This window comes from Pedobacter zeaxanthinifaciens (genome assembly GCF_003313335.1).
Classification (GTDB): domain Bacteria; phylum Bacteroidota; class Bacteroidia; order Sphingobacteriales; family Sphingobacteriaceae; genus Pedobacter; species Pedobacter zeaxanthinifaciens.
On sequence record NZ_QMHP01000005.1, the window covers coordinates 245,852 to 265,084 of the forward strand.

Annotated in this window: 20 protein-coding genes; 7 read left to right on the forward strand and 13 right to left on the reverse strand. The window is 37.4% G+C overall.

All coding sequences use genetic code 11. The features are described from left to right. The first annotated feature begins 86 nt into the window (after window positions 1-86). Window positions 87-608, forward strand: coding sequence for an NADPH-dependent FMN reductase (locus tag DUT68_RS09845; protein WP_113637996.1), 522 nt, complete (start codon window positions 87-89; stop codon window positions 606-608). Between the two features lie 131 nt (window positions 609-739). Here DUT68_RS09845 and DUT68_RS09850 read toward each other — a convergent pair whose 3' ends face one another. After that, a complete protein-coding gene (locus DUT68_RS09850; RefSeq protein WP_113638116.1) occupies window positions 740-1,810 on the reverse strand; it encodes a DUF2891 domain-containing protein in 1,071 nt (356 codons plus the stop codon). Window positions 1,811-1,848: 38 nt separating this feature from the next. Next, window positions 1,849-2,301 (reverse strand): hypothetical protein, encoded by a 453-nt coding sequence (locus tag DUT68_RS09855; RefSeq protein ID WP_113637998.1) that lies wholly within the window; start codon window positions 2,299-2,301, stop codon window positions 1,849-1,851. A 211-nt stretch (window positions 2,302-2,512) separates the two neighbouring features. Between DUT68_RS09855 and DUT68_RS09860 the strand changes: the two genes are divergently transcribed. Then, complete coding sequence (locus DUT68_RS09860) at window positions 2,513-3,982, forward strand: ABC transporter substrate-binding protein (protein WP_237088308.1); 1,470 nt, start codon at window positions 2,513-2,515, stop codon at window positions 3,980-3,982. Window positions 3,983-4,082: 100 nt separating this feature from the next. Here the strand turns inward: DUT68_RS09860 and DUT68_RS18455 are convergent, their stop codons facing one another. After that, on the reverse strand, window positions 4,083-4,703 hold the full coding sequence (locus tag DUT68_RS18455) for a response regulator (protein ID WP_113638002.1): 621 nt from the start codon (window positions 4,701-4,703) through the stop codon (window positions 4,083-4,085). A gap of 131 nt (window positions 4,704-4,834) precedes the next feature. Between DUT68_RS18455 and DUT68_RS09870 the strand changes: the two genes are divergently transcribed. Then, window positions 4,835-6,790, forward strand: a complete 1,956-nt coding sequence (locus tag DUT68_RS09870) for an ATP-binding protein (protein WP_113638004.1) — start codon at window positions 4,835-4,837, stop codon at window positions 6,788-6,790. Window positions 6,791-6,811: 21 nt separating this feature from the next. Here the strand turns inward: DUT68_RS09870 and DUT68_RS09875 are convergent, their stop codons facing one another. From DUT68_RS09875 to DUT68_RS09910, 8 genes are all read right to left on the reverse strand, one after another. Then, window positions 6,812-7,030, reverse strand: coding sequence for a cysteine-rich CWC family protein (locus tag DUT68_RS09875; protein WP_113638006.1), 219 nt, complete (start codon window positions 7,028-7,030; stop codon window positions 6,812-6,814). A 241-nt stretch (window positions 7,031-7,271) separates the two neighbouring features. Further along, on the reverse strand, window positions 7,272-9,650 hold the full coding sequence (locus tag DUT68_RS09880; protein ID WP_113638008.1) for a ribonucleoside-diphosphate reductase subunit alpha: 2,379 nt from the start codon (window positions 9,648-9,650) through the stop codon (window positions 7,272-7,274). Between the two features lie 138 nt (window positions 9,651-9,788). After that, a complete protein-coding gene (locus DUT68_RS09885; RefSeq protein WP_113638010.1) occupies window positions 9,789-10,760 on the reverse strand; it encodes a ribonucleoside-diphosphate reductase small subunit in 972 nt (323 codons plus the stop codon). A 383-nt stretch (window positions 10,761-11,143) separates the two neighbouring features. Beyond that, window positions 11,144-11,533: a septal ring lytic transglycosylase RlpA family protein gene (locus tag DUT68_RS09890; RefSeq protein WP_113638117.1), complete on the reverse strand. Its 390-nt coding sequence runs from the start codon at window positions 11,531-11,533 to the stop codon at window positions 11,144-11,146. A gap of 149 nt (window positions 11,534-11,682) precedes the next feature. Beyond that, window positions 11,683-12,126, reverse strand: coding sequence for a 50S ribosomal protein L9 (rplI, locus tag DUT68_RS09895; protein ID WP_113638012.1), 444 nt, complete (start codon window positions 12,124-12,126; stop codon window positions 11,683-11,685). A 10-nt stretch (window positions 12,127-12,136) separates the two neighbouring features. Continuing rightward, on the reverse strand, window positions 12,137-12,400 hold the full coding sequence (gene rpsR, locus DUT68_RS09900; RefSeq protein ID WP_113638014.1) for a 30S ribosomal protein S18: 264 nt from the start codon (window positions 12,398-12,400) through the stop codon (window positions 12,137-12,139). Further along, window positions 12,400-12,759 carry a 30S ribosomal protein S6 gene (gene rpsF / locus DUT68_RS09905; RefSeq protein WP_113638015.1) on the reverse strand — a complete coding sequence of 120 codons (360 nt, stop codon included), beginning with the start codon at window positions 12,757-12,759 and terminating at the stop codon, window positions 12,400-12,402. Before rpsF ends, rpsR begins: the two co-directional genes overlap by 1 nt. A gap of 280 nt (window positions 12,760-13,039) precedes the next feature. After that, on the reverse strand, window positions 13,040-13,630 hold the full coding sequence (locus tag DUT68_RS09910) for a DUF3244 domain-containing protein (RefSeq protein ID WP_113638017.1): 591 nt from the start codon (window positions 13,628-13,630) through the stop codon (window positions 13,040-13,042). 174 nt (window positions 13,631-13,804) lie between these two features. Between DUT68_RS09910 and DUT68_RS09915 the strand changes: the two genes are divergently transcribed. Next, complete coding sequence (locus tag DUT68_RS09915; protein WP_113638019.1) at window positions 13,805-14,674, forward strand: AraC family transcriptional regulator; 870 nt, start codon at window positions 13,805-13,807, stop codon at window positions 14,672-14,674. Between the two features lie 291 nt (window positions 14,675-14,965). Continuing rightward, window positions 14,966-16,756, forward strand: coding sequence for a DNA polymerase III subunit gamma/tau (locus DUT68_RS09920; protein ID WP_113638021.1), 1,791 nt, complete (start codon window positions 14,966-14,968; stop codon window positions 16,754-16,756). On the opposite strand, the gene DUT68_RS09925 is transcribed toward DUT68_RS09920, so the two are convergent. Beyond that, on the reverse strand, window positions 16,753-17,151 hold the full coding sequence (locus tag DUT68_RS09925; protein WP_113638023.1) for a hypothetical protein: 399 nt from the start codon (window positions 17,149-17,151) through the stop codon (window positions 16,753-16,755). The genes DUT68_RS09920 and DUT68_RS09925 overlap by 4 nt on opposite strands. 195 nt (window positions 17,152-17,346) lie before the next feature. Between DUT68_RS09925 and DUT68_RS09930 the strand changes: the two genes are divergently transcribed. Further along, a complete protein-coding gene (locus tag DUT68_RS09930; RefSeq protein ID WP_237088309.1) occupies window positions 17,347-17,718 on the forward strand; it encodes a hypothetical protein in 372 nt (123 codons plus the stop codon). 130 nt (window positions 17,719-17,848) lie between these two features. Continuing rightward, window positions 17,849-18,382, forward strand: coding sequence for a ferritin (locus DUT68_RS09935; RefSeq protein ID WP_113638025.1), 534 nt, complete (start codon window positions 17,849-17,851; stop codon window positions 18,380-18,382). 205 nt (window positions 18,383-18,587) lie between these two features. Here the strand turns inward: DUT68_RS09935 and DUT68_RS09940 are convergent, their stop codons facing one another. Continuing rightward, on the reverse strand, window positions 18,588-19,178 hold the full coding sequence (locus DUT68_RS09940; protein WP_113638027.1) for a DinB family protein: 591 nt from the start codon (window positions 19,176-19,178) through the stop codon (window positions 18,588-18,590). Window positions 19,179-19,233: the final 55 nt, after the last annotated feature.

A 19,233-nucleotide genomic window follows, 5' to 3' on the forward strand; every position in this document is an offset into this window, starting at 1 on the left:
TTTAACAATTAGCTAAGATACGAACTAAAACCAAATATTCGCATCGGCTAGTTTTGTGTTTTGCACATCTTATCAACAATTTTTATATGGTTACCATTATAGCTGGCACAAATAGGCCCAATAGCAATACGCTAAAAGTTGCTAAATATTATCAAAACAAACTGGCTGAAAAGGGCTTACAAACCAACTTGCTTGATTTGCAGGATTTACCCAACAACTTTATTGCTGAAGATTTGTATGGAAAAAAATCTGAAAAATTCGAAAACATACAAGGAATGGTGACCAATACCAGCAAATTTTTGTTTGTGATACCCGAATATAATGGCAGCTATCCCGGGGTGTTAAAAACCTTTATTGACGCCTGTGCTTTTCCAGAAAGCTTCTACGACAAAAAGGCTTGTTTGGTAGGCATTGCATCGGGTAAATATGGAAATATTAGGGGAATTGAACATTTCAACGGCGTATGCGCCTACCTACACCTGCATGTAATGCCCTTACGCATTCACATTTCTTACATTAAAAACGAGCTGAACGAAAACGGGCAGCTATACTTAGAGGATACGGTAAAGTTCACCGACCAGCAAATAGACAAGTTTTTAGCTTATTAGTATTGGTTGTTTAGTTGTTTGGATGTTTAGTTGTTTAGATGTTTAGATGTTTAGTTGTTTGGAAATTTCACTCCTAACTCCTAGCTCCTAATTCCTAACACCTGACCCCTGATCCCTAATCCCTGATCCCTTTACTTAGCTAAGGCATAAACCGCAAATGAAGCAAGCCAATGATCGCCACCGTAGTTTCCTTTAAAAATTAGAGGTAGCGCATTGGACAAAAAATGATTAGCAGTTGCTTCAAAACGTGCCTTTAACGGATGGTTTTTAGGCAGTTGCTGTGCCACTCCTTTCATGCACCAGGCTCGTGTGAAGGACAAACCAACCAAATGCACCGTTTGATAATCACTCAAATCGCTCACTATCGGAACTTCGCTAATTCGCTTGATGCTTCGCTCTTCATAAAATTTAGCTAACCATTTCACAAAATCTTCTTTAGCCAATACTCGTCTCATCAAATCTGCTATTTCCAAACTTGGCGAAAAGAAATCTGCACCATCTGGTTCTAAATAAGCTGGCGTTTGTTGGTTATCCCCGTAAAAATCTTTTGCTTTTTTAATGATTTGATTTTCAAACTCCTTATCATGATTAGCCCTAGCCCAGTCTAACGCAAAAACCAGCGCAAATGCGGTGTTACCATGCACTCCAGTACGATTTGGATAGGTTTGTTTCGGAAGATAAGCTTTCCATAACTCCAATATTTGTTGTGTTAGCGGTTGCATAGCTGCATGCCATTTTTTTGCATTCGGATCGTCAAACTGCATTAGTTCCTGATCTAGTTTTAACAACCAAGCCCAACCATAGGTCCGTTCAAAAATCTTCGCCAGCTCATACTTTTTAAAATAGTCTGCTTCCGCTTTCATGTTTTCCACGGTGAAGGTTTTATCCAGCTTAGCCACAATTTCGGCTCTATTTTTAATATCTGGGAAAGTCTTTAACAGGTGTACTAACATCCAATGACCGTGAACCGAGCTATGCCAATCGAAACAACCATAAAATGCCGGATGCAATTGTGCAGGCGTCAGTTTAGCATCAACTTCAGTATTAATGGAATGCGCCGTTTTATTTGGGTATTCCTTATCCATGCAAGACAAAGGCAACAGCGATAACCTTTCTGCAATAGACTTATCAAGTTTTGGAGCTACTTGCGCATAGGCAATTGAAATGTTTAACAGTAATAATGTGAAGTAATTTTTTTTCATAGTGATTTGAATTAAATCCTTTTTAGATAAGTGCCCTGCTAAATGGTAAATCTTATCCACTTATCTCCTTCGTAACCAAATATAAAGTGCCCAGGATGCGTCATCTCCGCTAAATCCTCAACCAACGCCACCGCATCCTCAGCTTTATTGAGCTTGTAATCATCCGCCAATAAACAAACCCTATTATATTGCACTGCCGGCCAAGCATCATCAAGCAAACCCGGTACAGTACGCATTAAATCATCCAAAGCCTTTTCGGATTCTCTAAAAATAACATATACCGCTTCAGCAGGCTGTGTCGTTAGTATGGCGCCACTCATCATTGCAAATGGGGCTAAAGAAATATCTGGATTTCCTTCCGTATCTAAAAAGCAAACTGGCACTTTATCAATGAACTTGATCTTATGTTCAACAATATCCAAACGTTCCTGTAATGCATCCCGCAATTCTTCACTGTTTTCAGCAATAATAAGCTCATTTAAAACCGACATCTGATTTATTTTATTTAATTTGTACACAAAAATAGTATTTCCACTTACGATGCGAACCTTTACACTCAATATATTTTATTGCTGCCTTATCATCTCCTTTTTTTCTTGCCGCTCCAACTCCAATTCTGATAAGAAAATATTTTACATCAACCTCGATCAAAACTTAACTTCACTTGATCCGGCGTTTGCACGAAACCAAAATGCCATATGGATGATTAACCAAGTTTTTAACGGCTTGGTGCAAGTTGATAAAGCACTGAATACCAAACCCTGCATTGCTAAAAGTTGGGAAATTTCTGAAGATGGCCTTAACTACACCTTCTTGCTTCGGAATGATGTTTATTTTCAAGATGACCCCTTGTTTAAAAATGGCAAAGGTAGAAAAGTGATTGCGGAAGATTTTGCCTACAGCTTTAACCGCTTGATTGACCCAAAGGTGGCTTCATCAGGAGGATGGATTTTTAGCGACAAAGTGAAAGACCAAAACAGCTTCAAAGCTTTAAACGACAGTACATTTCAAATACAGCTTGTAAAACCATTCCCTGCATTTATCAATCTGCTAACGGCGCAATACTGCTCAGTAGTTCCTAAGGAAGTGGTGGAACATTATGGAAAAGATTTTAGGAACCATCCGGTAGGAACTGGTCCTTTTAAGTTCAAATACTGGAAAGAAGACGAAGTTTTGGTGCTTTTAAAAAACGAAAACTATTTTGAAAAAGATAGTGCAGGCAATGCATTACCTTATCTTGATGCCGTAAAAGCCACTTTCATATCTGATAAACAAAGTGCTTTTATGAATTTCGTTAAAAAGGAACTTGACTTTTTTTATAGTGTTGATGGAAGTTACCGCGATGATATTTTAACCAAAAGCGGAAAAATGACCAGTAAGTACAAAGGGCAGTTTCAACTGATTAAAGGCCCTTATTTGTGTACCGAATATGTGGGTATTTTGGTTGATCCGGATAAAGACATCGTTAAAAACTCACCGCTGAGATTTAAAAAGGTTAGGCAGGCAATCAATTATGCCATTGATAGGAGAAAGCTGATTAAATACCTGCGCAATAGCATTGGAACACCTGCCACATCTGGTTTTATACCAAGAGGAATGCCTGGTTTTGATAGTGTGAAAGTGAAAGGTTATGATTACAACCCGGCCCTTGCTGCAAAATTATTGGCTGAGGCTGGCTTTCCTAATGGCAAAGGAATGCCAGAAGTGAAGTTAAGCACCTCTACCACTTATAAAGATCTTATCGAATTTATACAAGGGGAACTAAGTAACATTGGCATGAAGGTGAAAGTTGATGTTAGTCCCAGTACAAGCTTAAGAGACCTGATGTCGAAGAATGAAGTAGTGTTTTTTAGAGGCTCTTGGATTGCGGATTATCCGGATGGTGAAAATTACCTATCAGTTTTCTACTCTAAAAACAAAGTTCCCTTTGGCCCAAATTACACCGGCTATTTTAACAAATCGTTTGATAAGCTATTTGAGCAAGCCTATTATGAAAAAGATGATCAAAAGCGATTTGAACTTTACCATCAAATGGACAATATGGTGTTGGAACATGCCTCAGTAGTGCCAATTTTATACGACCAATCGGTTGTAATGCTTCAAAACACCATTAGCGGATACAATATTAACCCGCTGAGCTTAATGATTTTGAAAAACGTAGACAAGAAATAATATTGGCAATATTCAATATGAACTGATACGATCAAAGCTATCTCCTTGCAATCGGCAAAGCTCTGGCATTTGCACGGAAATCAACAAGTTAAATTGATAGCTAAAGCAACTTGTTTGCATAAGCGTACCTCACTAAACCAATGGCATTGTTGGCTCCAGTTTTTCTCATTAGATTTTTTCTATGGGTTTCTACCGTACGCTCGCTGATAAAAAGTTTTGCTGCAATCTGCTTACTTGTAAGCTCCTCGGCTAACAACTTCAGCACTTCCAATTCCCTGTCAGTTGGTCGATTTTCGTTGGTGGCTGTTGGCTGCAATGCCTGTAAAAGCGCCTTATTTACTTCAGCACTCCAAAATTGCTTGCCGCTAGCTACTGCATGTATGGCATTGAGCAGTTCCTGCTGCGCATATTTTTTCAAAACATAAGCATCCACGCCAGCACTCAGCATCTCTTTGATCATGACAGCTTCGTCGTGCATACTAAGTACAACTACTTTAAGATTTGGCTTTAATGCCTTGGCTTGCTTAACCAAAGTTAAACCGTCTATGTCTGGCATGGAATAATCGGTAATCATCATATCTACCTCGTAATTTTTCAAATATGACAAGGCAAAGTTACCTGAAGTTAGCTTTTCTACAATGCTAAGCCCCTCTTCATTTTGCAGTAGCATTTGCAAACCATCACTCACAATAGCGTGATCATCAACTAGTAGAAGTTTCATTATTTCAGTTTGTTTTATTAAAAATAGTAATATTCCTTTTTAGAGTAAATTTTATTTCAATTTAAAATATCAGTAAAAGCACGGATAACAAAATGTGCTTTTTATTACTAATTTTAAGCTAACTAATTGATATGCCAGCAAGTAGACTTTACTCGATTTTAGCACTATACGTTTTAATACAATTTTTATCCTTGAGTGCAAATGCTCAAAGCAGCATAGACAGTTTACGACATGCTTTAAAAACAAAACCTGATGAGCAATTGGCGTTATTAATTGAACTTTGTTGGGAGTACCGTTACCATCATCCGGATTCGGCTAGATTGTACGGATATCAGGCACTAAAAATTGCCAAGCAGCAAAACAAAAAACGATATGAAGCCGAAGCTTTACACAACCTTGCCGTTACTTATGAGGCTCAGGGAGATTATCAAAAATCGTTAAATTTTAATTTGGAGGCCTTAAAAATTAGAAGGCAACTTAAAGATGATTTAAAAACTGCCAATACCTTAAACAACATTGGAATTGCCTACGATGAATTGGGGAATTTCTCCCTATCATTGAAATATTACCGGGAAGCCTATGATACTTATAAAAAGAAGAAACACATAGAAGGCATTGCATTAGTGAGCGTAAACTTGGGTATACTTTTTAAAGCGCAGCAGGATTACAGAAACGTAATCAAATATTATCGCGAAGCAAATGCTATTTATACAAGGTTGAACAAAGCCAGAGAAATTGCCTTTACAGAAACCAACTTAGGCTCGGTTTATTTCTATACAAAACAATATGACAGCTGCATTTATTATTCGTTAAAGGCACAACAAAAACTAAAGGAACTTAATATTTTACAGTTTTTACCAACTACCTATACCAACGCTGGCATCGGCTACGCCGCCCTAAACCAAAATACCAAAGCACTCCGTTTTTTAGAAACTGCCATAGCGCTAAATAAAAAATACAACAACCGGAAGGAACTGGCTTTTGCAAATATCCACTTAGCAAAGCTGATGCTAAAACTCAACAAGCTGACTGAAGCACAGAAAGCGGCAAGTGAAGCGCTTAGTGTAGCGGAAAGCATTGGAGCCAGTAAAGAAGTGATGGATAGTAAACTGGCGCTTGCGGAAGTTTTCAAGCGTAAAGGAGAGTTTAAATCTGCCTTCGAATTGAACCTATCGGCCAACACCATCAAAGATTCCTTATTTCAGCTGGATAAAACCAAATTGATTACCGCTTATCAGGTAAGGTATCAAACCGAAAAAAAAGAGGAGCAAATTAAGTTACTACATCAAAGGAATACAATACAACAACTAAAGTTGAAACAGCGCAATTTATGGTTAGGCGGCTTGTTGGTGGTACTATTTAGCCTTGCCATTGTTGCCTACCTAATAGTGAACCGAAGAAAACTGAAGGCAAAAGCGGAATTGCAGACGGAAATTATCAAACAACAGGATTTAGCCTCTAAAGCTGTATTGGATGCTGAGGAGAAGGAACGCCGCAGGATTGCTAGCGACCTACATGATGGTGTAGGTCAAATGCTATCCGCTGCATTGATGAACTTGAACGGACTATTTTCAGGATTAAAACTACCCTCCGAAACGGATTTGAAAGCTCAGCAAGTATTGGCACTAATTAATGAAAGTTATGATGAAATGCGTTCTATTTCCCATCAGATGATGCCAAATGCGTTGATCAAAACCGGATTGGCTTCAGCGGTAAAAGAATTTATCGGGAAACTAGATAAAGATCAACTTCAAGTTACTTTAGCTACGGTAGGTTTAAACGAAAGGCTAAACGAGCAAACCGAAACTGTAATTTACCGCGTAATTCAAGAAACCGTGAACAATGTGATTAAGCATGCCGAGGCTAGCAAGCTCGACATCCAAATTATCAAAGACGAAGAAGGTATATCCGTTACCATTGAAGACGATGGAAAAGGATTTAATAAGGACAAAGTGGACTTCAAAAATGGAATGGGCTTAAGTAATATTTATTCGAGAGTTAATTTTTTAAAGGGCACGCTTGAAGTGGATAGCAGCGAAGGTAATGGAACATTAATAGCCATCCATTTGCCTACGCCTACTGGCTGATCAACTTTTACTTTCAAATAATTAGAGCATTTCTTCTCTGTATTCTTGCTGAAGTTCCAGCAAACATTTGGCGCATAAGCAACCGTCATAAAGCTCACTTAGGTACTGCACCTCGTTAATAGTTAACTGTACCACACTGCACTGGCATTTGGTGTAAGCATTTGCCTTACACTCAATAGAGGTGCCGCAACGCTCACAAGCGATGATTTCGTGCTTACTATGGATAAATGATTTGTTCATTAATGCATTGCGTTCACCAGTTCATTTTTGGCAACGATAATTAATCAACCAATGAGAAATGAACTATTGAACTGCTACAAAAGTAAGAACAAAAAATAAGGTTCTAGACTTTAAGTCCAGAACCTTACATAATCATTGCTTTTGTGTTATATTTTCCAATGGCTTAAGGTTGCTTCGCCGTTTGCTACTCGCGATAACGAAAACCCTTAAAGCCCCTCTTTTTGCAGAGTTGGGTAGGCTTCTATCCAGAGCAGCTGATACAACCTTCTTCCATTGTACAAACTGGGCCTGAAATAATTTCCTCTGCACCATTTTCAATTACTGGAGGAATAACTGCCTCAATTGCTTTACCGGCTTGATTTTCAACTGTAAACTTCACTGCTTGCGAAGCTGCCTGCGTACGTAGGTAATACATACCAGTTTTAAGGCCTTTTTTCCAAGCGTAGAAGTGCATTGAGGTAAGTTTAGAAGTATTTGGTGCATTGATGAACAAGTTCAGCGACTGCGACTGGCAAATGTACGCACCTCTATCAGCCGACATATCAATGATGTTCTTCATTTTGATCTCCCAAACTGTTTTGTACAATTCTTTGATATAATCTGGAATTTCTGGGATGTCTTGAATAGATCCGTTGGCTAAAATAATCCTATCTTTCATTTGTGGAGACCATAAGCCTAAAGCTACTAGATCTTTCAACAAGTGTTTATTTACCACAATGAACTCACCACTCAATACACGACGAGTGTAGATGTTAGAAGTATATGGCTCAAAACATTCGTTGTTACCTAAAATTTGAGAAGTTGAAGCGGTAGGCATTGGTGCAACTAATAAAGAGTTGTACACACCTTTTTTCACCACACGTTTTCTCAAGCTTTCCCAATCCCAACGGTTACTATCAGGAGTTACGTTCCATAAATCAAATTGGAACTGACCTTTTGATAACGGAGATCCTTTGAAGGTTTTGTAAGCACCGTGTTTCTCCGCCAAATCAGCCGAAGCAGTCATGGCAGCGAAATAGATAGTTTCGAAAATATCTTTGTTCAAACGCTTAGCTGCATCACTTTCAAATGGATAACGCATCAAAATAAAGGCATCAGCCAAACCTTGTACACCTAAACCAATTGGACGGTGACGTAAGTTCGAGTTTTCAGCTTCTTTTACCGGATAGTAGTTATAATCAATGATCTTATTCAAGTTTAACGCCGCTTGATAAGTTACATCGTATAATTTTTGATGATCAAATTCGCCGTTGATTACGAAGCGAGGCAACGCTAAAGAAGCTAAGTTACAAACCGCAACTTCGTCTTTAGAAGTATACTCAATAATTTCAGTACACAAGTTAGATGACTTGATTGTACCTAGATTTTGTTGGTTCGATTTGGCATTTGCAGCATCTTTATACAACAAGTACGGCGTACCGGTTTCAATTTGTGCATCTAAAATAGCAAACCATAACTCTTGTGCTTTAACTACTTTACGAGCTCTGCCTTCTTGCTCATATTTCACGTAAAGTTTGTTAAACTCTTCGCTATGGCATTCCGCTAAACCTGGCGCTTCATCAGGAGAGAACAAGCTCCAATCGCCATTTTCTTCTACACGTTGCATAAACAAATCGTTGATCCAAAGTGCATAGAACAAGTCACGGGCACGCATTTCTTCTTTACCGTGGTTTTTACGTAGGTCTAAGAATTCGAAAACATCAGCATGCCAAGGTTCTAAATAGATAGCGAAAGCACCTTTACGTTTACCTCCACCTTGATCTACGTAACGAGCAGTATCGTTAAATACACGTAACATTGGTACAATACCGTTACTTGTTCCGTTTGTACCGCCAATATAAGCTCCCGTAGCACGGATGTTGTGGATGCTTAAACCAATACCACCAGCGCTCTGCGAAATTTTAGCAGTTTGCTTTAAGGTATCATAAATTCCTTCGATACTGTCATCCTGCATGGTTAACAAGAAACATGATGACATTTGAGGTTTAGGTGTAGCAGCGTTGAATAATGTAGGGGTTGCGTGTGTAAACCAACGCTCACTCATTAAGTTGTAGGTTGCAATTGCACTTTCAATATCCTCTTTGTGGATACCAACCGCCACACGCATAAATAAATGCTGAGGGCGCTCCACAATTTTACCGTTCACTTTTAGCAAGTAAGATTTCTCTAATGTTTTGAAACCGAAATAATCAAAACCGAAATCCCTATCGTAGATAATTGTGCTGTCTAAAATCTCAGCATTATCTTCAATTACTTTCCAAACATCATCAGCAATTAGCGCAGAGTTTTTACCTGTTTTTGGATCAACATAATTGTAAAGCAACTCCATCGTTTTTGAAAACGATTTCAAAGTGTTTTTATGTAAGTTAGAAACAGCTATACGCGATGCTAATAATGCGTAATCAGGATGTTTAGTAGTTAAAGAAGCTGCTGTTTCTGCTGCTAAGTTATCTAACTCAGAGGTAGTAACGCCGTCATACAACCCCTCAATTACCTTTCTAGCAACATCAATAGGATCTACTAACTCAGCATTAAAACCATAGCACAGCTTCTCAATACGAGCTGTAATTTTGTCAAATTTTACCGCTTCTTTGCGGCCATCTCTTTTTATTACAAACATCCTTACAAAATTTTAGGTGCATATTAAACAGCGGCACCTGGTTTCAAAATATTATTTAGCATTTAGATATTGGTTATTTAGTAAAAGATAGGAGGCATTACTACCTGATATCTAAAACCTGATACCTGATACCTTAATTTAAAAATCTTCATCTAATGAAAACGCTTGTGCTTTATCTTCCGAAGAAGTTAACACACCACTTTTTTGGTAATCTCCCACTCTTTTTTCAAAGAAGTTGGTTTTACCCTGTAACGAAATCATTTCCATAAAATCGAATGGGTTAGTTGAATTGTAGATTTTAGCATAACCTAGTTCGGTCAGCCATCTATCCGCTACAAATTCGATGTATTGCTTCATCAAATCTGCGTTCATACCAATCAATTTCACCGGTAAAGCATCACTAATGAAATCTTTTTCGATTTCAACCGCATCTTTAATGATGGTGTGTACCTGTTGCTGTGTTAATTTGTTTTGCAACATGCTATAAAGCAAGCAAGCAAACTCGCAGTGCGAACCTTCATCTCTTGAAATCAACTCATTACTGAACGTTAAACCTGGCATTAAACCACGTTTTTTCAGCCAAAAGATAGAACAGAAACTACCGCTAAAGAAAATACCTTCTACCGCAGCAAAAGCAACCAATCGCTCTGCAAAGGTTCCATTTTCAATCCATCTTAAAGCCCATTCCGCTTTCTTCTTCACCGCTGGTACAGTTTCAATGGCATGGAAAAGCCTATCTTTCTCTTCAGGATCTTTAACGTAAGTATCGATTAGTAAGGCATAGGTTTCGGAGTGGATGTTCTCCATCATGATTTGAAAACCATAATAGCAACGAGCTTCGGGAATTTGCACTTCGCTCATGAAGTTAACCGCCAAGTTTTCATTTACAATGCCATCACTAGCTGCGAAAAAAGCTAGGATATGCGAAATGAAATGACGTTCTCCACTATTCAAGTTTTCCCAATGTTTGATATCATCAGAAAGATCAATTTCCTCTGCGGTCCAAAAACTTGCTTCTGCTTTTTTATACATTTCCCAAATTGCCGGAAACTTAATTGGTAAAAGCACAAAACGATCCTTGTTTTCCTTTAATAATAGTTCTTCTTCCATAAAACTCTTTTTTACTTTCTTTTAGAAATGCGGTTACAGCAAACAGGCAAAATTCTTTTAGTAGTGTAAACAGCCAAACAAAGCGTACTTAGTTTGTACTTTCAGAAAAACTTTGAAAAACGTGTTTTTCGAAAGAACTAAATAACAATTAGTTACAACGATATTTTGGGTGTTTTCTATTAAAGAACTTTGTATAACAAATATAAAAGATAGGGCATTTTTTATCCTACAAAGTTGTTAACATGCCTCTGATTTTATGGGGATTTCTAATCAGAATTTGGTCATAAACACTGAGAAAAAAAGCTAATTATTTCTTTTTAAGGACTTAGGAAATAAAAATGAGTGTTAATAATTTTAAAAAGTGTATGAATTACACTCGATTTTTAGCGCAATACGTAGGCGATTTCCACACGGGCATAACCTAGCCTGTAAATGCCTAAAGCCTGTGCTGCGGCACGAGAAATATCCAAAGAAAATTTCTTGCTGAAAGGCCCACGATCGTTCACTTTTACCTCTACCGTTTTGCCTGTACGCAAGTTTTTCACCTTGATGATGGTGCCGAAGGGCAACGTACGATGTGCAGCCGTAAATTTGCTCGAACGATAGCGCTCGCCGCTGGTAGTTCTCCTACCTTCGAACTTCTTGGCATAATAAGTAGTTAAAATGATTTTCTTCACTGTATCAGGTGCCTTCTCCACAATTTCTTGTGATTTTGCAACTACAGCAAACAAACATAAGAGCAATAACAACCGAATGGGTTTTAGGTATTTCATCAGCATCTTATTTGGATGGCCCAATCATCAACAAGTTGATAAACGGGGCAACAAATATAACAAAAGGCTTGATTTTTAAAAACATAAGCCCTACTAAAAAAACAAAGCCCCGAAATATTCCGGGGCTTGTATGTTCTTTGAGTTAGTAATTACTCAGCTACTACTTCGAAAGGTACTTTAACTTTTACTTCTTTGTGTAAGTTCAAGTTAGCTACGTACTCGCCCAAAGTTTTAGGCTCAGTTTCGAAAGTAATACGACGACGGTCAACTTCAAAACCTTTAGCTTTTAATGCGTCAGCCACTTGAATCGTGTTAACAGCACCAAAGATTTTTCCAGTTTCACCAGCTTTAGCGCCAATAGATAATTTAACATCAGCTAATTGTGCAGCTACCGCTTCAGCGTCTTTCTTAATTTTTTCTTGTTTAAAAGCAGCTTGCTTTAAGTTTTCAGCCAATACTTTTTTTGCCGAAGGAGTTGCTAAAATTGCAAAACCTTGTGGGATTAAGTAATTACGACCAAAACCAGGTTTTACCGTAACGATATCATCTTTCTCACCTAGTGATTTGATATCTTGCTTTAAAATAACTTCCATTGCTCAGCTCCTATTTTAATTGGTCAGTAACGAAAGGCAACAAACCGATGTGGCGAGCACGTTTTACCGCTTGAGCCACTTTACGTTGAAACTTCAAAGAAGTACCAGTTAAACGACGAGGTAAAATTTTACCTTGCTCATTAACAAATTTCAACAAAAAGTTTGCGTCTTTATAATCAATGTACTTAATGCCATTTTTCTTGAAACGGCAATATTTTTTTCTGTTATCCTCCACTTTTGGAGCAGTAACATATTGAATTTGATCTTTTGCCATTACGCTGTAGCCTCCTCTTTCTTAGTTTTGTTAAAAGCTCCGCTACGTTTTTTCTCATTGTAGGCAACCGCGTGACGGTCTAATCTTACAGTCAAGAAACGTAAAACACGCTCATCGCGTTTTAATTCTAGCTCTAACTTGCTTATTAATTCACCGTTACATTTGTATTCTGTAAGATGAAAGAATCCGTTTGCTTTTTTCTCAATCGGATACGCTAATTTTCTCAAACCCCAATTATCTTCTGCGATAATTTCGGCTCCGCCGTCAGTAATGATGCCTTTAAATTTAGCAATTGCCTCTTTAGCAGCTTCTTCTGACAACAACGGGGTAAGAACGATAACAGTTTCGTACTGATTCATTGTTGTGATTTAATTAATTTTATTTTTTTATTCCGCTTAAAACGGGCTGCAAATGTAGCAATATATTTCTATAAATCAAAGCGTTGTTTTAAAATTTAAAGACGGAAAACGCTCATTGCTATTTTGAAGATTCGCCGTTTAATATAGATAATTGCACATCGATTTGCCCACTTAGCTTATTTGTTTGAACTAATAGTCCGACATCTCTATCCAAAACTATGAAAGCAAAAAAGCACTACCGTAAACAGCAGTGCTTTAACTTATCGTATGTAGTTATATATTAAAGGGCAATCGTTTCTGAATATTCTTCTCCGTTAGATCTGATCACGAAGGTAAGCTGTTTTGCAGTGGTAGTACCTACATCAAATTTCTTGATCATTGTAGCGGCATCTTCATAAGTATCTTCGTGTAGTTTCTCGTCGAATTCATTGTAAATCACCAGTTCCACCTTACCGCTGCAGGTTCCATTTAAATCTATCGTAAGTAAATTATTTTTCTTGATGAACAACGGACGCTTAATTTCCTTTACCACCGGCTGCGAAAGTACGGCACTTTCGTCATTCACTTCAATTTGATAGGTTACTACTTTAGAAGCCGATTCAATCTTCAAACTGTACTCACCAGAAGGAAGCGCATTTAAATCATAAGTTTGGAACTTGTTATTGCTATTTTTCAAGGTTTGCTCATGTACCAAATCACCTTTTGCTGTAAACAAAGAAACTTCCACCGCTTGTGCATCATTTGTTATAAAACTAACCCACTTGCTGTTTTCTTTGGCAATTCTAACCAAAACTTCTATATCGTCCGCTTTTGCTGCGTTAACACCCAATAAAGCGAAGGCCAAAAGCAAAAATTTGTATCTATTTTTCATGTTTCTAATTAATTAAATGTTAGAGACCTAATTGATTGATACAAAGTTAAGTAGCAAGCAACTGTGATTTATGTTGCAAATACACCAATAAATATGCTATTTTAACATCATTAATTCAAAAAAGAAAATAACAAGTGAATTTATTACATTTTATTGTTAATTTAGCATTAAATTATGAAGAAGATAAAGCCAAGTTTCGAAATTATAGAGCCTTCGTTTGGAAGTTCGTTTTACTACTCAAAATATTCGCCAAACGCCAACAATAACGCACATGTTTGGCACTACCATCCTGAAATTGAAATGGTTTTTGTTAATGGCGGAACCGGCAAGCGCCAAATAGGTAGTCATATATCATACTACACCGATGGCGACCTGATTTTAATAGGAAGCGAATTACCGCACTGCGGGTTTACAGACGAAACTACAGGGAATACTAACGAAGTAGTTATTCAAATGAAGCCGGATTTTTTAGGTGCTAACTTTTTAGGATTGAAGGAAACTAAGGGTATTGCCAACTTATTTGAAAAAGCGAAATATGGAATTGCATTTGGTAAAGATACCATGCGACTTGTTGGTCCGATTTTAGAAAAGATGAGCAACCAATGGCCTTTTGAACGACTTTTATCGTTGCTTGGCGTACTGAGGGAGTTGGAGCAAGCCCCTGATTATAAGCTACTGAATGCGCAAAATTTTTCCTTTGAAATGCAGGCTCAAGACAATGATAGGATCAATATGATCTTCAACTATGTTAAAGACCACTTTACCGAAGAAATCAATTTAGAGGACATTGCCGAAATGGCAAATATGACAGTGCCTTCATTTTGCAGGTATTTTAAAAAGGCGACTAAAAAAACTTTTACCAAATTTGTAAATGAATATCGAGTGGTGCATGCCTCCAAACTATTGGCTGAAAAGCCAATGAGTATTGCCAATATTGCCGTAGATAGTGGCTTTCCAAACTTTAGCCATTTCAACAAAGTATTTCATGAGTTTACCGGCAAAAGCGCTTCGCAATACAGGAAGGAGTTGAAATCGATTATTTAGATGACTTTAATAATTGTACTGGTAAAATTTGGCCAAGTAAGGATAACGTTTGTGAACTAAACCCGACTGACAGCGAAATCCTTTTTGTAGCATTGCCAGTGCAACTTGGTTAAGTTTTAAAACTTACCAAGTTAAGTACTATCGTTAACAAAAAGATTAAGCAAAAGGCGGGACTAAAGATACCTATGAAAAGTGTTGCATTGTTTTCAAAATGCTCCTTTTAAACAGTAACTTTTCAACATTCCAATTTCCAACATTCCAACTACATAAAAATTACTTATTTTCGTGGCAATGGAAAATTTTATTGTTTCAGCCCGTAAATATAGGCCAGCTACGTTTGAAACCGTGGTTGGGCAGCAACACATTACGGGAACACTAAAAAACGCCATTAAGAATAACCAATTAGCGCAGGCTTTTTTGTTTTGCGGCCCACGTGGTGTAGGTAAAACTACTTGCGCTCGTATTTTAGCCAAAACAATTAACTGCACAAACCTTACTCCAGAGCAAGAAGCCTGTGGCACTTGCGAAAGCTGTCAATCGTTCCAATCGGGCCATTCATTTAACTTTCATGAGCTGGATGCTGCATCCAACAACTCTGTTGACGATATTAGGAGCTTAATTGAGCAGGTAAGGATACCGCCGCAAGCTGGCAAGTACAAAATATATATTATTGATGAGGTTCACATGCTTTCAACTAGTGCTTTTAACGCCTTTTTGAAAACTTTAGAAGAACCTCCTCCGTATGCCATCTTCATTTTAGCTACTACAGAAAAGCATAAAATACTACCTACTATTTTATCGCGTTGCCAAATATTTGATTTTAACCGTATACAGGTTGAGGACATAGCCAATCATTTAGCTAAAATAGCAGAGCGGGAAAATATCAATACGGATAATGATGGCTTGCACATTATTGCGCAAAAAGCAGATGGTGGATTGCGTGATGCGCTCTCCATGTTTGACCAAATTGTTAGCTATACCAATAGGAATGTAACTTACCAGGCGGTAATTTCAAACCTGAATATACTAGATTACGATTATTATTTTAAGCTTACTGATTTTTTAACTGCTGGCGATGTAAGCAACACGCTTTTGTTATTTAACGAGGTTTTAAATAATGGTTTTGATGGTAATAACTTTATTAACGGCTTAGCTGGCCACTTTAGAAACTTATTGGTTGGTAAGGATAACCAGACCATTAAATTGCTGGAAGTTAGCGAAACTATTAAACAAAAGTATTTATCGCAAAGCAACAGCGTAAGTTTAGGTTTTATTTTAACGGCATTGAACTTGGCAAATCAGTGCGATTTAAATTATAAAAACAGTAAAAATCAGCGGTTACAGGTTGAGCTGGCACTCATCAAGATGTGCCACATTCCATCCGTTATTCAACTAGCCAACACAGCAACTGATTCAGATCAGGATAAAAAAAAAACTTTAGTTAAATCTGCACCGGCAGAAAGTAAACCTGAAAATCAGGTAAAGCCACCAATACCTACCACAGAAAACAAGCCTATAGTAAGTACAACGCCTGCTGCACCGTCAAAAGTGGAAGTTCCTGCGGTTAGTACTGCGCCTGTTGCTGCTTCTATCAAAACCTCTCCTGTTCAAAAAAATGCCATGCCCTCGTTAATACCATCATTAACTGATTTGAACGCTGGCATTAATTTAAACGAAGAAGATAAGGGACCGCAGTACGTTAGAGGAAATGAGAAAAAAGCATTTACTGAAGCGCAATTTAAGGAATGTTGGCAAGCCTATGCACAAAAAGCAAAAGAGGAAGATAAAATTCATCTATTTACTTTATTAACAAGTAATGAACCTATTTTAGACGGTGTTCATGTTACAGTTTTGGTAGAAAATATCGCTTTGGAAAGCACCCTGCAAACCGAAAAAATTGAACTTTTAAATTACCTAAGGGGAAGCTTAGGCAATTTTGACGTTCAAATTTTTTCAAAGCGTGTAGAGGCCAAACAAAGCGACCGTATTTATACCAATAAAGATAAGTACGCCTACCTTATGGAGAAAAACCCGAAGCTGGAAGAGTTTCGCCAAAAGTTTAACTTAGACATACTTCCTTAACGAGGCAAATCATTTTTAGGATAGCCCTCTTCGTCTAAGTCATCCCTAAAATCTTCTTCTGTTTGAGATAGAATACGATCTTCAGGATCTAAAAGCACACTTTCGCCTGAACGGTCTATCCTCATCCCGTTATCATCCAATTGTTCGTCTACCAACTCGTTTTCATTGTATTCGTTACCTACATAAGGATTGGCTTCGTCGTAAGTTGAAATAGCATCTTCGCCATTGGCCGCAGAGGTTTCATAAGGAAGTGGATGATCGTAAGTTGGCTCTTCACCCTTTACATCAAATTCGAAGCTATTTTTATCCTTATTAAATGACAGTTCGTTAAAATCTTTAGTTTCGCCCAAATCACTACCATGTAGTTTATCGTTGGCTGGTTGTTGATTTTCCATAATATTTGAATTTATAGAATAACTTTTCGAGGATTAATTTTGTTTGAAGCAAGAGACGATTTATCGTTATTAACGCTTTACTTTAAGCCTAACTATTTATAAATGTGTACAATATGCTTCCTCATGCTAAAACGAGGCGCAATAATTATTTGTATTTAATCTAAATAACATTACTTTTGCGTAAACACTGTTGACGTGCAAAAAACTGGAGAAATTTTAACTACTACACCAACCTTTGAAGAGGTATATGCTACAGACAATGGCGTTGTGTTTCAATGTGATTTGGAAAAATGTTGGTATATAGATTTTGCAGGCAAACTTGCTCGTTTTGATTACCGAAATTTTCTTAAGCTGAAAAAAGCGGTTTATCAAATCAATATTGAAGAAAAACTATTAAGCAGCGATCAAACTGCTGATGTAGAAATTATCTTTATTTGCGCTTGTGACCATGCCTACGTGCTTAGCCTGCTACAATTGATACAGCTTAAAGAACTGCTACAAGGTGCTTTTACAATGCTGGAGCTCAATCACATTATTTACGATCGTTTGCATCGTGTCTCTTTTTAAACAACAGTTCGAACGCTAAGCATTCGATAAAATTTCCGTTTTAAAGAACATTCCGCTTTAATTTTTGTATTGTTTAATAACATTACGCTCAAATATTCTATCGAAATAGCGTATTCAAAATTTGGACGATATGAAAGATTTAATGAGGATTAAATGTTTACTTTCTTCGGAAATAGAAACATTGATTAACCAGCAAATTAAAAAAGAAGCACTATCATCTGCCATATATTTATCGATGGCTTCTTGGTGCAACAGAAATGGCTTTGACTTTTCGGCCGAATATTTTTTTAAACAAGCTGAAGAAGAAAGACAGCATCAACTGAAATTTTTCAAGTATGTGCTTGATATGGGTGGCACAGCAATTTCACCCGAAATCACCAATATTAAGCAAGAATATAACTCATTTAGAGAAGTTTTTGAAGAAGCGCTAGACCAGGAAATTAGTGTAACGCAGTCGATTAAAAACATTGCGGCACGTTGTCATAAGGAGCAAGATTATGTAACCTTGGAATTTTTGAATTGGTTTTTCAGGGAACAACGTGAAGAAGAATACAAAGCCCGTAGAGCTTTAGAATTGTTCGAAGTAATTGGCGAAGAAGGCACTGGAAGATGGCAAATTGACAAACATGTTGGACAAATTTCCTATGACAGTGAAGCCAATTAAATTACATATCTAAGGATGAGCTGAATTGAAGTAATTTCAACGTAAATAACAGGGTGTGTACCAACAAGTACACACCTTTTTTTGTTGTGCATAAGCGAGCAGGATAATTTTTCGCGTCAAATCACCCATCACTATGTCTAAAAAGGATAAAAAGAAAAAGGACAAAAAAGACAGAAAAAAAAAGAAAGTATGTTGCGAAAAATACTTAAAGGGTAAACGCTGTAAAAGCTGTCCCTTGGCCTAGCATATTTTCCCGCTTAACAATGATTTGTTTAATTTGCTCGGCGTGTCGTTCGTGGTGTGCAACCATAAATTCCAACACATCACCTACTTTAAGTCTAATTAGCCTGTTAATGGAAGTAGCAATTCTAACATCATCAATAGCTATTTTTTCAAAAGATTTGAGACACTTCAACATTCGCTCTTGCTGAGAAATAAACTCGGCTACCTCAAAATAAGCATCCCTTACGCTAGGCAGATGTATTTTTGCCGCTTTAAACCGCTTGCCCCTACGCTGCATCATTTTAACAAAATACGAACCCAACCAACCGGCTGTAAATGCTTTATTTGAAAAATGATTTGGCTTGCTTAAAATATCTTCCAGTTTTGGCAGGTAATAATTGCCATATGAATTAAGATGCGAAAGGCACTCGGCAATGTTCCAGGACTGTTGATTGGCAGAGAAATAGAGTACCTCCTCCCCTAAGTTTTGATAGCATCTAACTGCTTCATCCAGTAAAACCTCAGTTCGTTGATATAAATTGGTAATAAAGTTATTTTTATCTACTGCTTTCATGTATTGTTTTTTGATGAAGCAAATCTAAATTACCGCTCAGTAGAAAAAGTTGGCA

What these genes read in the sequence shown, in the direction of transcription:
- DUT68_RS09845 (WP_113637996.1), top strand. Translation starts at nt 87, where the DNA reads ATGGTTACCATTATAGCTGGCACAAATAGGCCCAATAGCAATACGCTA.
- DUT68_RS09850 (WP_113638116.1), bottom strand. Translation starts at nt 1,810, where the DNA reads ATGAAAAAAAATTACTTCACATTATTACTGTTAAACATTTCAATTGCC.
- DUT68_RS09855 (WP_113637998.1), bottom strand. Translation starts at nt 2,301, where the DNA reads ATGTCGGTTTTAAATGAGCTTATTATTGCTGAAAACAGTGAAGAATTG.
- DUT68_RS09860 (WP_237088308.1), top strand. Translation starts at nt 2,513, where the DNA reads ATGATTAACCAAGTTTTTAACGGCTTGGTGCAAGTTGATAAAGCACTG.
- DUT68_RS18455 (WP_113638002.1), bottom strand. Translation starts at nt 4,703, where the DNA reads ATGAAACTTCTACTAGTTGATGATCACGCTATTGTGAGTGATGGTTTG.
- DUT68_RS09870 (WP_113638004.1), top strand. Translation starts at nt 4,835, where the DNA reads ATGCCAGCAAGTAGACTTTACTCGATTTTAGCACTATACGTTTTAATA.
- DUT68_RS09875 (WP_113638006.1), bottom strand. Translation starts at nt 7,030, where the DNA reads ATGAACAAATCATTTATCCATAGTAAGCACGAAATCATCGCTTGTGAG.
- DUT68_RS09880 (WP_113638008.1), bottom strand. Translation starts at nt 9,650, where the DNA reads ATGTTTGTAATAAAAAGAGATGGCCGCAAAGAAGCGGTAAAATTTGAC.
- DUT68_RS09885 (WP_113638010.1), bottom strand. Translation starts at nt 10,760, where the DNA reads ATGGAAGAAGAACTATTATTAAAGGAAAACAAGGATCGTTTTGTGCTT.
- DUT68_RS09890 (WP_113638117.1), bottom strand. Translation starts at nt 11,533, where the DNA reads ATGAAATACCTAAAACCCATTCGGTTGTTATTGCTCTTATGTTTGTTT.
- rplI (WP_113638012.1), bottom strand. Translation starts at nt 12,126, where the DNA reads ATGGAAGTTATTTTAAAGCAAGATATCAAATCACTAGGTGAGAAAGAT.
- rpsR (WP_113638014.1), bottom strand. Translation starts at nt 12,400, where the DNA reads ATGGCAAAAGATCAAATTCAATATGTTACTGCTCCAAAAGTGGAGGAT.
- rpsF (WP_113638015.1), bottom strand. Translation starts at nt 12,759, where the DNA reads ATGAATCAGTACGAAACTGTTATCGTTCTTACCCCGTTGTTGTCAGAA.
- DUT68_RS09910 (WP_113638017.1), bottom strand. Translation starts at nt 13,630, where the DNA reads ATGAAAAATAGATACAAATTTTTGCTTTTGGCCTTCGCTTTATTGGGT.
- DUT68_RS09915 (WP_113638019.1), top strand. Translation starts at nt 13,805, where the DNA reads ATGAAGAAGATAAAGCCAAGTTTCGAAATTATAGAGCCTTCGTTTGGA.
- DUT68_RS09920 (WP_113638021.1), top strand. Translation starts at nt 14,966, where the DNA reads ATGGAAAATTTTATTGTTTCAGCCCGTAAATATAGGCCAGCTACGTTT.
- DUT68_RS09925 (WP_113638023.1), bottom strand. Translation starts at nt 17,151, where the DNA reads ATGGAAAATCAACAACCAGCCAACGATAAACTACATGGTAGTGATTTG.
- DUT68_RS09935 (WP_113638025.1), top strand. Translation starts at nt 17,849, where the DNA reads ATGAAAGATTTAATGAGGATTAAATGTTTACTTTCTTCGGAAATAGAA.
- DUT68_RS09940 (WP_113638027.1), bottom strand. Translation starts at nt 19,178, where the DNA reads ATGAAAGCAGTAGATAAAAATAACTTTATTACCAATTTATATCAACGA.